14 protein-coding genes and 1 tRNA gene are annotated in these 13,512 nt (G+C 66.4%); 4 read left to right on the forward strand and 11 right to left on the reverse strand.

Annotated elements, in window-relative coordinates:
- The 3 genes from rsmA to VGH54_RS26155 all read left to right on the forward strand — a co-directional run.
- Window positions 1-808: 16S rRNA (adenine(1518)-N(6)/adenine(1519)-N(6))-dimethyltransferase RsmA (rsmA, locus tag VGH54_RS26145; RefSeq protein WP_331515040.1), on the forward strand; the 808-nt coding region annotated here is incomplete at its 5' end.
- Between the two features lie 40 nt (window positions 809-848).
- On the forward strand, window positions 849-1,805 hold the full coding sequence (locus VGH54_RS26150) for a 4-(cytidine 5'-diphospho)-2-C-methyl-D-erythritol kinase (RefSeq protein ID WP_331515041.1): 957 nt from the start codon (window positions 849-851) through the stop codon (window positions 1,803-1,805).
- A gap of 272 nt (window positions 1,806-2,077) precedes the next feature.
- Window positions 2,078-3,712: a fatty acyl-AMP ligase gene (locus tag VGH54_RS26155; protein WP_331515042.1), complete on the forward strand. Its 1,635-nt coding sequence runs from the start codon at window positions 2,078-2,080 to the stop codon at window positions 3,710-3,712.
- Between the two features lie 7 nt (window positions 3,713-3,719).
- On the opposite strand, the gene pth is transcribed toward VGH54_RS26155, so the two are convergent.
- The 10 genes from pth to VGH54_RS26205 form a co-directional block, all read right to left on the reverse strand.
- Window positions 3,720-4,295 carry an aminoacyl-tRNA hydrolase gene (gene pth, locus VGH54_RS26160; RefSeq protein ID WP_331515043.1) on the reverse strand — a complete coding sequence of 192 codons (576 nt, stop codon included), beginning with the start codon at window positions 4,293-4,295 and terminating at the stop codon, window positions 3,720-3,722.
- A gap of 3 nt (window positions 4,296-4,298) precedes the next feature.
- Window positions 4,299-4,961, reverse strand: coding sequence for a 50S ribosomal protein L25/general stress protein Ctc (locus VGH54_RS26165; RefSeq protein ID WP_331515044.1), 663 nt, complete (start codon window positions 4,959-4,961; stop codon window positions 4,299-4,301).
- A 135-nt stretch (window positions 4,962-5,096) separates the two neighbouring features.
- Complete coding sequence (locus VGH54_RS26170) at window positions 5,097-5,963, reverse strand: oxidoreductase (protein WP_331515045.1); 867 nt, start codon at window positions 5,961-5,963, stop codon at window positions 5,097-5,099.
- 48 nt (window positions 5,964-6,011) lie between these two features.
- The gene (locus VGH54_RS26175) at window positions 6,012-6,668 is read right to left on the reverse strand and encodes an LpqN/LpqT family lipoprotein (RefSeq protein ID WP_331515046.1); all 657 of its coding nucleotides are present in this window, start codon (window positions 6,666-6,668) and stop codon (window positions 6,012-6,014) included.
- Window positions 6,665-7,036: an arsenate reductase (glutaredoxin) gene (gene arsC / locus VGH54_RS26180; RefSeq protein WP_331515047.1), complete on the reverse strand. Its 372-nt coding sequence runs from the start codon at window positions 7,034-7,036 to the stop codon at window positions 6,665-6,667. The genes VGH54_RS26175 and arsC overlap by 4 nt, the downstream gene beginning before the upstream one ends.
- A complete protein-coding gene (locus VGH54_RS26185; RefSeq protein WP_331515048.1) occupies window positions 7,037-8,017 on the reverse strand; it encodes a ribose-phosphate diphosphokinase in 981 nt (326 codons plus the stop codon).
- Window positions 8,018-8,139: 122 nt separating this feature from the next.
- Window positions 8,140-9,618 (reverse strand): bifunctional UDP-N-acetylglucosamine diphosphorylase/glucosamine-1-phosphate N-acetyltransferase GlmU, encoded by a 1,479-nt coding sequence (gene glmU, locus VGH54_RS26190; protein ID WP_331515049.1) that lies wholly within the window; start codon window positions 9,616-9,618, stop codon window positions 8,140-8,142.
- A gap of 186 nt (window positions 9,619-9,804) precedes the next feature.
- Window positions 9,805-10,461: a TetR/AcrR family transcriptional regulator gene (locus VGH54_RS26195; protein WP_331515050.1), complete on the reverse strand. Its 657-nt coding sequence runs from the start codon at window positions 10,459-10,461 to the stop codon at window positions 9,805-9,807.
- A gap of 138 nt (window positions 10,462-10,599) precedes the next feature.
- Entirely contained in the window at window positions 10,600-11,277 is a 678-nt protein-coding gene (locus VGH54_RS26200; RefSeq protein ID WP_331515052.1) for a TetR/AcrR family transcriptional regulator, read from the reverse strand.
- A gap of 124 nt (window positions 11,278-11,401) precedes the next feature.
- A tRNA-Gln gene (locus tag VGH54_RS26205) sits at window positions 11,402-11,473 on the reverse strand.
- A 128-nt stretch (window positions 11,474-11,601) separates the two neighbouring features.
- On the opposite strand from VGH54_RS26205, the gene VGH54_RS26210 reads away from it, so the two are divergent.
- Window positions 11,602-12,195, forward strand: a complete 594-nt coding sequence (locus VGH54_RS26210) for a TetR/AcrR family transcriptional regulator (protein ID WP_331515053.1) — start codon at window positions 11,602-11,604, stop codon at window positions 12,193-12,195.
- A gap of 4 nt (window positions 12,196-12,199) precedes the next feature.
- On the opposite strand, the gene lysA is transcribed toward VGH54_RS26210, so the two are convergent.
- Window positions 12,200-13,512, reverse strand: a 1,313-nt coding sequence (lysA, locus tag VGH54_RS26215; protein ID WP_331515051.1) for a diaminopimelate decarboxylase, incomplete at its 5' end; no start/stop codon positions are given.

The following is a 13,512-nucleotide window of genomic DNA, read 5'->3' on the forward strand; positions in this document are numbered from 1 at the left end:
GCGCCGGATTGTCTCGGCATCCGGAGTCAACCGCAACGACAACGTCCTGGAAGTCGGGCCCGGCCTTGGGTCGCTGACCCTGGCCCTGTTGGACCGCGGCTGCGCGGTGAGCGCCGTCGAGATCGACCCGGTGCTGGCCGACCGGCTACCGCAGACCGTGTCCGAGCATTCGCACAGCGAGATTCAGCGGCTCACCGTGATCAACCGCGACGTGTTGTCCATCGGCCCCGCCGATCTGGCTTCCGAGCCGACCGCGGTGGTGGCGAATCTGCCCTACAACGTCGCGGTTCCCGCGCTGCTGCACCTGCTTGCCGAATTTCCCTCGCTGCGAACGGTGATGGTGATGGTGCAGGCCGAGGTCGCCGAACGACTCGCCGCCGAGCCGGGCGGCAAGGAGTACGGCGTGCCCAGCGTCAAGGTGCGTTTCCACGGGCAGGTCCGTCGGCACGGCATGGTGTCGCCGACCGTCTTCTGGCCGATCCCGCGGGTGTACTCCGGGCTGGTGCGCATCGACCGGCACATCAAACCGCCCTGGCCGACCGATGCGACGTTCCGGCAGAACGTGTTCAAGCTCGTCGACACCGCGTTTGCTCAGCGCCGTAAGACATCTCGCAATGCGTTCATCGAATGGGCGGGTTCGGGCAACGAATCGGCCAGCCGGTTGCTGGCCGCGAGCATCGACCCGGCTCGTCGGGGCGAGACGCTGACCGTCGACGAATTCGTGCGGCTTTATCAGCGCTCGGGTGACCTCGGCGACGCCGGCCCACGCGGTCGCGGCGTTTCCCAGCGGCACGCCTCTGCGAGCTGACCGGCCACGGGCCGGACGCCCGCCGGGATAGTCTCTTTCGGTGCCGATCGACGGGAGCACCGCAGCTCAATGGGTGCCCACTGGGTCGGTGACGGTCCGCACGCCCGGGAAGATCAATCTCTATCTGGCCGTCGGAGACCTGCTGGACAGCGGTTATCACGAGCTGACGACGGTATTTCACGCGGTTTCGCTCGTTGACGAGGTCACCGTCCGCAACGCCGATGTGCTCTCGCTCGAGATCACCGGGGAGGGCGCCGACCAGCTGCCCCTCGACGAACGCAACCTGGCCTGGCGGGCCGCCGAACTGATGGCCGAGCACGTCGGCCGCGCGCCCGACGTGTCGATCCTGATCGACAAGTCCATCCCGGTGGCCGGCGGAATGGGCGGCGGCAGCGCCGACGCCGCGGCCGTTCTCGTCGCGCTCAACTCGTTGTGGGAGCTCGGTGTGCCACGCCGCGACCTGCATGCGCTGGCCGCGCAGCTCGGCAGCGACGTGCCGTTCGCATTGCACGGCGGTACCGCACTGGGCACTGGTCGCGGCGAAGAGCTGGCTACGGTCTTGGCTCGCAACACTTTTCACTGGGTGCTGGCGTTCGCCGAGGGCGGATTATCCACGCGCACGGTGTTCGGCGAGCTGGACCGGTTGCGCGAAGTCGGCACACCGCCGCGCCTCGATGAAGCGGGCCCGGTGCTGGCCGCCCTGGCTGCCGGTGACCCGGAGCAGCTGGCGCCGCTGTTGGGCAACGAATTGCAGGCCTCCGCGCTGAGCCTGAATCCGGCGTTGCGTCGGGTGTTGCGTGCCGGTGTCGAGGCCGGCGCACTGGCCGGCATGGTGTCGGGATCCGGGCCGACGTGCGCGTTTTTGTGCCGGTCAGCGCCCTCGGCGGTGGACGTCGGCACCGAGCTGTCGGGGGCCGGTGTCTGTCGCACGGTGCGGGTGGCCAGCGGCCCCGTACACGGCGCCCGGGTGGTGCCCACGCCCGTCGCCGACATGTGATTTCACGACACAGTTTGGTAGTTCTCTAAGAGGAGTTTAAGATATCCGACGGTGATGATTACCGGTCGAGCAGCGAGCCTGGTTCTTACGCCCGCCGTCCCTACCGGCGGGCGGCTCCCGTCCCGCGTGGCAACGTTGCGTGCGGATATAGCGTCGCCACCGATTCGAGATGAAATCGCTGCCCAATTGTGGGCGCGCGGCTATCCCATTGTGTGCTTGAGCAGTAGCAACATTAGATGCTGGGCGATGGCGCCGGAACCGAGGAGGCAAGCGTGAGCAGGTTTACCGAGAACATGTTCCGCAACGCTCACCAGAGCACGCGGGGCATGGTCACCGGCGAGCCGCACGAGCCCGTCCGGCACACCTGGCTCGAGGTGCACGAGCGGGCCCGCCGCGTCGCCGGCGGGCTGGCCGCCGCGGGCGTCGGACACGGTGACGCCATCGGCGTGCTGGCCGGCTTCCCGGTGGAGATCGCACCGACCGCGCAGGCCCTGTGGATGCGTGGCGCCAGCCTGACCATGTTGCACCAGCCCACGCCGCGCACCGACCTCGCCGTCTGGGCCGAGGACACCATGAACGTCATCGCGATGATCGAGGCGAAGGCCGTCATCGTCGCCGAGCCGTTCCTCGTCGCCATTCCGGTGCTCGAGGAGAAGGGCATCAAGGTGCTCAAAATCGGCGACCTGCTCGAGGGCGAGCCGATCGATCCGGTCGAGACGGACGAAGACGACTTGGCGCTGATGCAGCTGACGTCTGGGTCTACCGGGTCCCCGAAGGCGGTCCAGATCACCCACCGCAACATCTACTCGAACGCCGAGGCCATGTTCATCGGTGCGGAGTACGACGTCGACAAGGACGTCATGGTCAGCTGGCTGCCCTGCTTCCACGACATGGGCATGGTCGGCTTCCTGACCATCCCGATGTACTTCGGCGCCGAGCTGGTCAAGGTCACGCCGATGGACTTCCTGCGCGACACGCTGCTGTGGGCCAAGCTCATCGACAAATACAAGGGCACCATGACCGCGGCACCCAACTTCGCCTACGCGTTGTTCGCCAAGCGGCTGCGCAACCAGGCCGAGCCCGGTCAGTACGACCTGTCGACGCTGCGGTTCGCGCTGTCCGGCGCCGAGCCCGTCGACCCCACCGACGTCGAGGACCTGTTGGATGCGGGTAAGGCCTTCGGGCTCAAGCCGTCGGCCATTCTGCCCGCCTACGGCATGGCGGAGACGACGCTGGCGGTGTCGTTCTCGGAGTGCAACGCCGGCCTGGTCGTCGACGAGGTCGATGCCGATCTGCTGGCCGCGCTGCGCCGCGCCGTCCCATCCAGCAAGGGCAACACCCGGCGGCTGGCGTCGCTTGGTCCGCTGCTGAAGGATCTCGAGGCCCGCGTTGTCGACGAGAACGGCGAAGTGATGCCTGCTCGCGGCGTCGGCGTCATCGAGCTGCGCGGTGAATGCGTGACGCCCGGTTACATCACCATGGGCGGTTTCCTGCCCGCGCAGGACGAGAACGGCTGGTACGACACGGGTGATCTGGGCTACCAGATGGAGAACGGCCACGTCGTGGTGTGCGGCCGCGTCAAGGACGTCATCATCATGGCCGGCCGCAACATCTACCCGACCGACATCGAGCGGGCCGCAGGCCGCGTCGACGGTGTGCGCATCGGCTGCGCCGTCGCCGTCCGGCTGGACGCCGGGCACTCGCGCGAGACCTTCGCCGTCGCCGTGGAATCCAACGCCTGGCAGGACCCGGCCGAGGTGCGGCGCATCGAACACCAGGTGGCCCACGAGGTCGTCACCGAGGTCGACGTGCGGCCGCGCAACGTCGTCGTTCTCGGCCCGGGGACCATCCCGAAGACGTCGTCGGGCAAGCTGCGCCGGGCGAACTCGGTCACTCTCGTCACGTAGTAGCCAGCTACCAGGCGTGCACTCGGTTCTGCGCCGCCTCGAGACCCAATTCGATCAGCAGCTCGGTGGCGTCTGCCGCCTGCTCGCAGATCGTCGGCACTTCGGGCCGTTCGGTGGCGTTGAAATTCTCTAGCACGAACGCAGCCGGGTCCTTGCGCCCAGGCGGTCGGCCGATTCCGATGCGGATCCGCTGAAAGTCCTTCGTGCCCAGCGCGTTTGCGATCGAGCGCAGCCCGTTGTGACCACCCTCGCCGCCACCGAGCTTCAGCCGGATCTGACCGAAGTCGATGTCGAGCTCGTCGTGGATGACCAGCACGTCAGCGGCCGGTACCGAGTAGAACTTGGCCAGCGGACCGACTTGGCGGCCGGACTCGTTCATGTAGCAGCGCGGCTTGGCCAGCACGACTGATCGTCCGCCGAGCCGACCGGTCACGATTTCCGCGCCGGAACGCTTGTGCACCTTGAAGTTCGAGCCCAGCCGAGCAGCGAGCCGGTCCGCCACCATGAACCCCAGGTTGTGCCGCGTCTGGGCATAGTTCGGTCCGGGGTTGCCCAGACCCACCACCAATTGTGGGCCGGACACGGTTTATTCGGATTCGGACTCGGCTTCGGCTGCCTCGCCCTCGCCCTCGGCGGCCTCCTCGGCCGGTTCTGCACCCTCGGCGACCTCGCCGGCGCCCTCGCTCTCGAGGTCCTCGGCGGTCGGCGCGTTCACCACGTTGACGACCAGCAGATCGGGGTCAGCGATCAGCGTGACCCCGGTCGGCAGGGCGATCTGCCCGGCGGTGAACTGGGTACCCGCCTCGGCACCGTCGAGCGACAGGGTCAGGGACTGCGGGATCGACATTGCGTCGGCTTCGATCTCGATGGTGCTGGTCTCCTGGGTCACCAGGGTGCCGTAGGCGGCCTCGCCGATCACCTCGACGTTGACCTCGACGGTGACCTTCTCGCCGCGACGAACCACCAGCAGGTCGGCGTGTGTGATGCTGCGGCGGATCGGGTGGATCGCGAGCGCCTTGGTCAACGCGAACTGTTCTTTGCCGTCGATGTCGAGGGTCAGCACCGCGTTGGTGCCGGAGTGACGCAGCACCGCCGCGAAGTCCTGCCCGGGCAACTCCAAGTGCTGTGGGTCGGCGCCGTGGCCATAGAGAACGGCCGGGATCTTGCCTTCGCGCCGTGCCCGCCGGGACGCGCCTTTGCCGGTCTGGGTCCGCACTAGCGCGGTGAGCTTGTTCGCAGATGTAGCCATGGTGTCGCTCCTGTGTCAGATTCCGTTGCACGGCCAGGATCGCGACTGCTGTCGGTCCCCGTCGATAACGGCCGCTGCAGAGTTTTCGGCAGCCACCCTCGCCGTGACGCCTGGTCAGGCTAGCGCATCAGCACCTCAGAGCGGAAATTTGGTGTCTGTGAGCTGCTCGGACAGCTCCCAGAGCGCACCGGCGGTGGTGTGGCGTTTAGCCAGCGGGCTGCGCCCGACCGGCCGGGTACGTCCGAACATCCCGAACGATGGGCCGATGAAGCTGTTGCCCGGGACGTCCTGCGAGATCGCGAACAGCGTCTGTCGGGCGCCAAAGTCGGCATCGCTGGCCAACCGGTTACCGAACGCCATCAACGCGTCACTGACCTTTTGCCCGGATTGCCCTTGCAGGTTGGTGTGCGAGTAGCCGGGGTGGGCGGCCACCGCCCGCAGCGGCGAGCGCGCCGCCTCGAGTCGCCGTTGCAGCTCGCTGGTGAACAGCAGGTTGGCGAGTTTGGACTGGCCGTAGGCCAGCCATGCCGAGTAGGGCCGTGCCCTCCAGTTCAGGTCGCGCAGGCTGATGTAACCCATCCAATGCATCAGCGACGACACCGTCACCACGCGCTCGGTGACTTTCGGCAGCAACAGGTTGGTCAGCGCGAAGTGGCCCAGGTGGTTGGTGCCGATCTGGCTCTCGAAGCCGTCCGCGGTGACGGCGTGCGGGACGGCCATGATGCCGGCGTTGTTCACCAGGACGTCGACGCTGTCGACCCCGTTGGCGAACTGCCGCACCGAAGCCAGATCCTGCAGGTCGAGCTGACGGACCTCGACGTCACCAGTCATGTCCCGGGCGGCGGCTTCACCCTTGCCGGTGTTGCGGACGGCCAGGATCACCTGAGCGCCGACGCGGGCCAGTTCGCGGGCTGTCACCGCGCCGAGGCCGCTGTTGGCTCCGGTGACGATCGCGGTGCGTCCAGCGAACGATGGCAGCTCTGCTGCGGTCCACGAGGTCATGGAAAACACAGTAGTGCGGCCGCGGCGCTACCAGGCGCGGCCGGTTACCTACTTGGCGGCGACGGTGAACCCGTGCAGGATCGCCTCGACGTCGACCGCGTCGGCGACCGCATGGTCGGCCAGGCTGGTGACCGAGAGCTGAATGAGGTAGCGGTCCGCGTCCTCGCCGGATCCGTGGGCGATCACCATCCGGTTGATGGTGTGCAGCCTTTGGTCACCGAGGTTGTAGCTGCCCTCGATCATCGACGACGGGAAGCCGTGGAAGTCGGCGGTCGACGATTCAAGCTGTTTGAAGTTCTGGGCGAGCTGGGCATCGTCGTTGCCGTGCTTGACCAAGTCGGCGGCGTCGAATTCCCCGCCCAGCTTGAATACGACCAGCATCGCGTTGGGAAAGGCGTCGGCCCCGGCGATTAGCTTCGTGGTGGGTGGGATGTTCGGCCGGTTGATCCGCTTCCAGCCTGGCGGGGTCGGAATCGACACGGTCAGGTCGGTCAGCGTGTCGGGCTCGACCGGCTGGCCGGAAACCCCGCTGCTTCTCAGGTACTGCGAAAACGGGACCGGAGCTCCGGTCGGCGTCGCGGTCGTCGTCGACGTGGTGGTGGTCCAAATCGACTGGTAGTCAGGATTTTTCGGCCCGCAGGCGACCGGCGCCACGCCGAGTAGTAGCAGGGCAGCCGCGTACCATGCCCGCTTCGCCCGGCTCACAGGATCTCGCGGACCGTGTCGACTGGACGAGCCAGCCGCGTGCCTTTCGATGTGACGACGAACGGCCGCTCGATGAGGATGGGGTGGTTGGCCATCGCATCGAGCAACTGGTCGTCGCTCGCATCGGCCAGATTGAGCTCGGCGTACAGCGCTTCACGTTTACGCACTGCGGCCCGCACCTCGATACCGGCGGCGCGGATCATCTGAACCTGGGGGCACCTCCCGCTTGCGGGGGACTCGGCACGCGACGGCGGTGTCTTCAGGTATTCGATGGCCTTGGGCTCAATAGCGTTGTCGCGCAGCAACTCCAGGGTCTTGCGCGAAGTCGAGCAGCGGGGGTTGTGATAGATGACGGCGTCACTGGCCATCTATGCGTCACCGTCGAATAGTCCTGTGACCGAACCGTTTTCGAATACCGCGCGAATGGTGGTCGCGAGCAGCGGGGCGATGGACAACACGGTGAGCTGCGGGAAGCGCTTCTCTTCGCCGATCGGGAGCGTGTTGGTGACGATCACTTCCTTCGCGCCGCTCTGGGCCAACCGCTCGGATGCCGGGTCGGACAGCACGCCATGGGTGGCGGCGATGACGACGTCTTTGGCGCCGTCGTCGCGCAGCAGCTTGACCGCGCCGGCGATGGTTCCACCGGTGTCGATCATGTCGTCGATCAACACGCAGGTACGGCCCTGCACCTCACCGACCACCCGGTTGGACACCACCTGGTTGGGCACCCGCGGGTCACGGGTCTTGTGAATGAAGGCCAGCGGCACACCGCCCATCGCGTCAGCCCACTTCTCGGCGACCCGCACCCGGCCGGAGTCGGGGGAGACCACGACCATATCGGCGCCGGCGTAGTTGTCCTTGATGTAGCCGGTCAGCAGGTTTTGGCCGCGCATGTGGTCGACGGGCCCGTCGAAGAAGCCCTGAATCTGATCGGTGTGCAGGTCGACGGTGACGATCCGGTCCGCACCCGCGGTCTTGAACAGGTCGGCGACCAGGCGTGCCGAGATCGGCTCCCGCCCGCGGTGTTTCTTGTCCTGACGGGCATACGGATAGAACGGCACGACCGCGGTGATCCGCTTGGCGCTTCCGCGTTTGAGCGCGTCGATCATGATCAGCTGTTCCATCAGCCACTGGTTGACCGGCATCGGATGTGACTGCAGGACAAAGGCATCGCAGCCGCGGACCGATTCGTCGAATCGCACGAAGATCTCGCCGTTGGCGAAGTCGCGAGCGGTTTGAGCGGTGACGTGTACGTCGAGCTCCTTGGCCACCTGTTCGGCCAGCTCGGGATGCGAGCGGCCGGCGAACAGCATGAGATTCTTGCGGTTATCGGTCCAGTCGTAGCTCATCTGTCGCCCTCGCCGATTCGGATCGGATGATTAACCAATTGATTGCCTGTGGATGATGCACCTCTGTATGGCTCGCCACTGAATAATAGGTAGCGAATCGCTGCTGCGCTGCTCCCTTGCCGTCATGGTGTCTCCGTCGGCGCCGCGGGTGCCTCGTGATCGGCTGTGCCCGCTTTCTCCGCGGCCTCTGCGGCCGGGCTACCGGGCCTTTTGCGCGCGACCCAGCCCTCGATGTTGCGCTGCTGTCCACCGGACACCGCCAACGCACCGGGCGGAACGTCCTCACGCACCACCGTGCCCGCTCCCGTGTAGGCCCCGTCGCCGACGGTGACCGGGGCGACGAACATGGTGTCGGAGCCGGTGCGCACGTGCGAGCCGATCGTGGTGCGCTGCTTGGACGTGCCGTCATAGTTGACGAAGACGCTGGAAGCGCCGATATTGCTGTGTTCGCCGATGTCGGCGTCACCGACGTAGGTCAGGTGCGGCACTTTGGTGCCGGTACCGATGGTGGAGTTCTTGGCTTCGACGAACGCGCCCAGCTTGCCCTCGGCGCCGAGCACGGTGCCGGGCCGCAGGTAGGTGAACGGCCCGACCGCGGCGCCGTCACCGATCGACGCTTCGGTGCCGTGGGTTCGGATCACGGACGCGTCGTCGCCGACGGAGACGTCGGTCAGCGTGGTGTCCGGGCCGATACTGCAGCGCCCGCCGATGCGGGTACCGCCGAGCAGCTGCGTACCGGGCTGGATGACGGTGTCGCGGCCGATGGTCACGTCGATGTCGATCCAGGTGGTCGCCGGGTCGACGACGGTGACGCCGGCCAGCTGATGGGCGGCCACGATGCGGCGGTTGAGCTCGGCGGCCAGCTCGGACAGCTGCATCCGGTTATTCACGCCGGCCACCAGCGCGCTGTCGTCGACATGCCTGGCCTGCACCGCCTGCCCGTCCTGCCGCACGATCGCGATCACGTCGGTGAGGTACAACTCCTGTTGCGCGTTGTCGGCCGACAGCCGGCTCAACGCCGATCGCAGCGCGGCGATGTCGAAGGCGTACACGCCGGCGTTGACCTCGCGGATTTCCCGCTGTGACGGGGTCGCGTCCGCCTGCTCCACGATCGCGATCACCTCGTTGTCCTGGGTACGCAGCGTGCGGCCGTAGCCGGTCGGATCGCTCAGCGTCGTGGTCAGCACGGTGACCGCCGCGCCGCGCGAATTGTGGCTGGCCACCAAGTCGGCCAGGGTATCGGCGTCGAGCAGCGGGACGTCGCCGGACGTGACGACAACGACGCCACGGAAGTCGTCGGGCAGCGCCGACAGGCCGCACAGAACCGCGTGGCCCGTGCCGAGCTGCTGGACCTGCGTTGCCGTCTCGATCCGGCGCCCCAGGGTTTCGGCCAGTTCACCGATTGCGTGTTCGATGCGCTGGTGATCGCGGCCGAGCACCACCACCAGGTGTTGCGGCGCCAACTTGGCGATCGCATGCAGCGAATGTGCCAGCATGCTGCGGCCGGCCAAAGTATGCAGCACCTTAGGGGTGTCCGAGCGCATCCGGGTGCCGGCCCCCGCCGCCAGGACGAGGACCGCTGATTCGCCGTGCGTCGTCATCGAACCTCCTCGCCGCTGGCCGCTCGTTGGAACCGGCGTGCATGTCGGCAACCCGCCATCTGTCCAGCGTGTCATTATCCGCACGGTCGCCGCAAAACACGACCCTCATCGCCGATTCGGCAATCGAGGCCAGCCACCCTCCGATGGAGGTGCTCTCGCAGTTGCAGTCGCTGGTCGCTACCGAAGTCACGACGCGTCGTGCTCGACGTGGCGCAGCGCCTCGCGGGCGAGGAATTCACGGTAGTAGCTCAGCGAGGTCTCGGTCACGATGGCGGGGAACAATAGCTCCCACATCTGGGTCAGTCGCCGAACGAGATCGTTGCCGCCGCTGGTCGCCTGGCCGATCATCCGGGCGCCGAACGTCGCGCCGATGATTGCTTCGCTGACCGTTTTCGGGTCGAGTTCTGATCGGATGTCGCCTTCGGCGATCGCCCTGCTGGTCTGCGCCGTCATCGCCTCGATCCAGGCGGCGTAGGCCGCGCCGGCCTTTTCGTTGCATTTACCGAACGCGAGGGTCAACTGCTCGGCGGTGCGCACGACTTTGTTGGTGGCGAACCGATCCGCGGTGACGAACGTGCCGTGCAGGATGTTCTCCAGTGCTGGAGAAAACGAGTCCGACATCGTGCTCAATTCGGCTACCACCAGGGTGGCGCCCTCCTCGATGATGGCCGAAGCCAGCGACTCCATCGAGTCGAAGTGATGGTAGAAGGCACCCTTGGTCATCCCGGTGCGCTCGATGATCGCGCCCCGATCGGCAGCCGCGAAACCGACCTCGGTGAACACCTCGACCGCGGCGTCGAGAATCTTTCGCCGAGTCGCTTGCGATCGAACCTGCCGGGCCATCGCCTATTACCTCCGGAGTTCCGGTTGTGCGCTGAGCTTCCTGACCCTGGCCATCGCAACAATCCTGACTCGGCAAAAGAGCCTAACAGGGCGGCCGGCCGGCCCCAATCGATCAGCGGCTGGTGGTCGACCTCGTGATCAAGTCGAACCCGCTAGCGCAGGCCTACTCCCGATCGCAATGTTCGTGCGTCTTTTGATGAACTGACGGAAGTAATCGATCCGCTCGGGCCGCACGAAGCCAGGCAGCACAATCGTCCACATCTTCTCGAAGTCGCTGAGAAAACGCTCTGGTTCGTCGAGGTCACTGGTCTGGCGCAGCCCCATGTAGACCGATGCCAGCAGGCGTCCCACGTCGTTCGGGTCGCACAGCTCCAAGAGGTCGCCCTCGCTGATGCCGCGCTGCACGGCGACCGTGAGGTTGTCGATCCACTCCCGGTGCAGCTTCGCCTGCAGCCCGTCAATCCGGCCGATGGACTCGACCAGATGCAAAGCGGCCCGGGAGATGTCCTCGCTGATATCTCGCACCGCCAGCTGATAGGAGAAGTCGATCAGCGTTTCCAGGCCGGAGAACTTTCGTGCGAGCAGATCCGTGAACGCCTCATTGGACCGGGTGGTCTGGCCGTCGATGATGGCCAGCGCCACCGCGTGCTTGGAGCGGAAGTGGAAATACATTGCACCCTTGGTCAATTCGGCCTCAGCGAGAACAGCGTCAATGCCGACCTGGTGGTAGGGCTGCCGGGCGAACTGGCGTGCGGCGGCAAACAGAATTTGCTGGCGGGTGGAATCCGCCTTGCTGTCGTTCGATTCGGTCATGATTAAGCCACCTAGTGCTGATCCGCCGCGAACTTTTGACAAACGGGCCCCTAGGGTCTTGAGGCGTCGCTTGACGAGCTTAATTCAACAGATGTCCAGAGATGGCGTTCGACGCGGGCTCGCGAAGCTCCGTCGCCAGGACTCGAACCTGAACTGTCTGAACCAAAATCAGAAGTGCTGCCGATTACACCACGACGGATCGCTGGACCAGCGATTGAACCGCGTCCACTCTAGACGACCGTGCAGGCCGATCGCGGACCGCGGGCGAGGGATAACCTGTTAGGCGTGGCCGCGCCGGACAAGGAAACGCGGGCGCCCCGCACCAGGATGACCGGTAGCGAGCGCCGCCACCAACTCATCGATATCGCGCGCTCGCTGTTCGCCGAGCGGGGCTACGAAGGAACCTCGATCGAGGAGATCGCCCTTCGCGCCAACGTGTCCAAACCCGTGGTCTACGAGCACTTCGGCGGCAAAGAGGGGCTGTACGCCGTTGTCGTCGACCGGGAGATGTCGGCATTGCTGGACGGCATCACGTCGTCGCTGACCAACAACCGGTCCCGGGTTCGGGTCGAAACGGTGGCGCTGGCGCTGCTGACCTACGTCGAGGAACACACCGACGGATTCCGCATCATGATCCGCGACTCGCCGGCCTCGATCAGCTCTGGCACCTACTCAAGCCTGCTCAACGACGCGGTCAGCCAGGTCAGCTCGATCCTGGCCGGTGACTTCGCCCGCCGCGGCCTGGACTCCGACCTTGCCCCGCTGTACGCCCAGGCGTTGGTCGGATCGGTGTCGATGACCGCGCAGTGGTGGCTCGACACTCGGGAGCCCAAGAAGGAAGTGGTCGCTGCCCATCTGGTCAACCTGGTGTGGAACGGCCTGACCCATCTGGAAGCCGACCCGCACCTGCAGGACGAATAGCGGCCTAGCCCCAATCGCGGGACAACAAGTCCGCGGTCGTTTCACGGCGGACCAATTCGCGGGGCCGAGCGTCCTTGACCGCAACGATCGGCGGCCGCCCGACCATGTTGTAGTTCGACGCCATGCTGTGGTGGTAGGCCCCCGTGCAGGCCACCGCAAGCAGGTCGCCCGGATGCACATCGGCGGGGAGCTCGACGTCGCGGGCGATCTCGTCGCCCGATTCGCAGTACCGGCCCGCGACGGTGACCCGTTGTTTAGCGGCGAGCGAATGGCGATTGGCAAGCGCGACGGTGTATTTCGCCCCGTATAGCGGCACCCGCGGGTTGTCGCTCATCCCACCGTCGACCGCTACGAAAGTGCGTCCGCCCGGCTGTGTCTTGACGCCGCGCACCTGGTAGATGGTGACACCGGCGCGCGCGCTAATGGCCCGGCCGGGTTCGACGACGACGGTAGGGCGCGGGAATCGTTCGGCCGCACACGCGCTGTCCAGGGCGTCGGCGATCACCCTGGCCAGCTCGTCAACGCTCAGCTCCGGGTCGCCGGCCAGATACGGAACTCCGTGGCCGCCACCGATGTTCAGCTCCGTCAGGATGACGCCGTGCCGAGCCCGGACATCGGCCATGGCGGCGATCAGCCGGCGGATCGCCTCGCCGTAGATCGCCGCGTCGGTGACCTGCGAACCGAGGTGAAAGTGCAATCCGATCAGCCGCAGGCTGGAGTGCGAGAGCACTCGCTCGACGGCGTCGGCGGCATGGCCGCCGTCGAGGGTGAACCCAAACTTCTGGTCGCTGATCCCGGTGGTCACCGCGCGGTGACCGTGAATATCGAGGTCAGGGGTGACGCGGATCAGCACCCGTTGGCGTCCCTCCGCCAAACCCGCGAGGTCGGTGATCTCGATGGTCGAATCCAGCACGATGCGCCCGATCCCGAATCGGACCGCGGCGCGCAGGTCGTCCTGCGACTTCGCGTTGCCGTGCATCACGATGCGGGCCTTTTCCACGCCACCTGCCATCGCGATCGCCAGTTCGCCCGCCGAGCAGACGTCGATTCCGAGCCCTTCTTCGTGCACCCAGCGCGCCACCGCGATGGTCAGCAGGGACTTCCCGGCATAGAGCACCTCGGTATCACCCAGGGTCGCGCGATAGCTGCGGGCACGGCTGCGGAAGTCGGCCTCGTCGATCACGTAGGTGGGGGTGCCGAACTGGTCGGCGATGTCGGTCAGGGGCACCTCGCCCACGCAGAGTCGTCCGTCGTCGTCGGAGTGGGCCGTCATTGGCCAGATCGCCGGGTGGAATCGCGGCGAAGCCGCAAGGCCTA

This window comes from Mycobacterium sp. (assembly GCF_036488105.1).
GTDB lineage: Bacteria > Actinomycetota > Actinomycetes > Mycobacteriales > Mycobacteriaceae > Mycobacterium.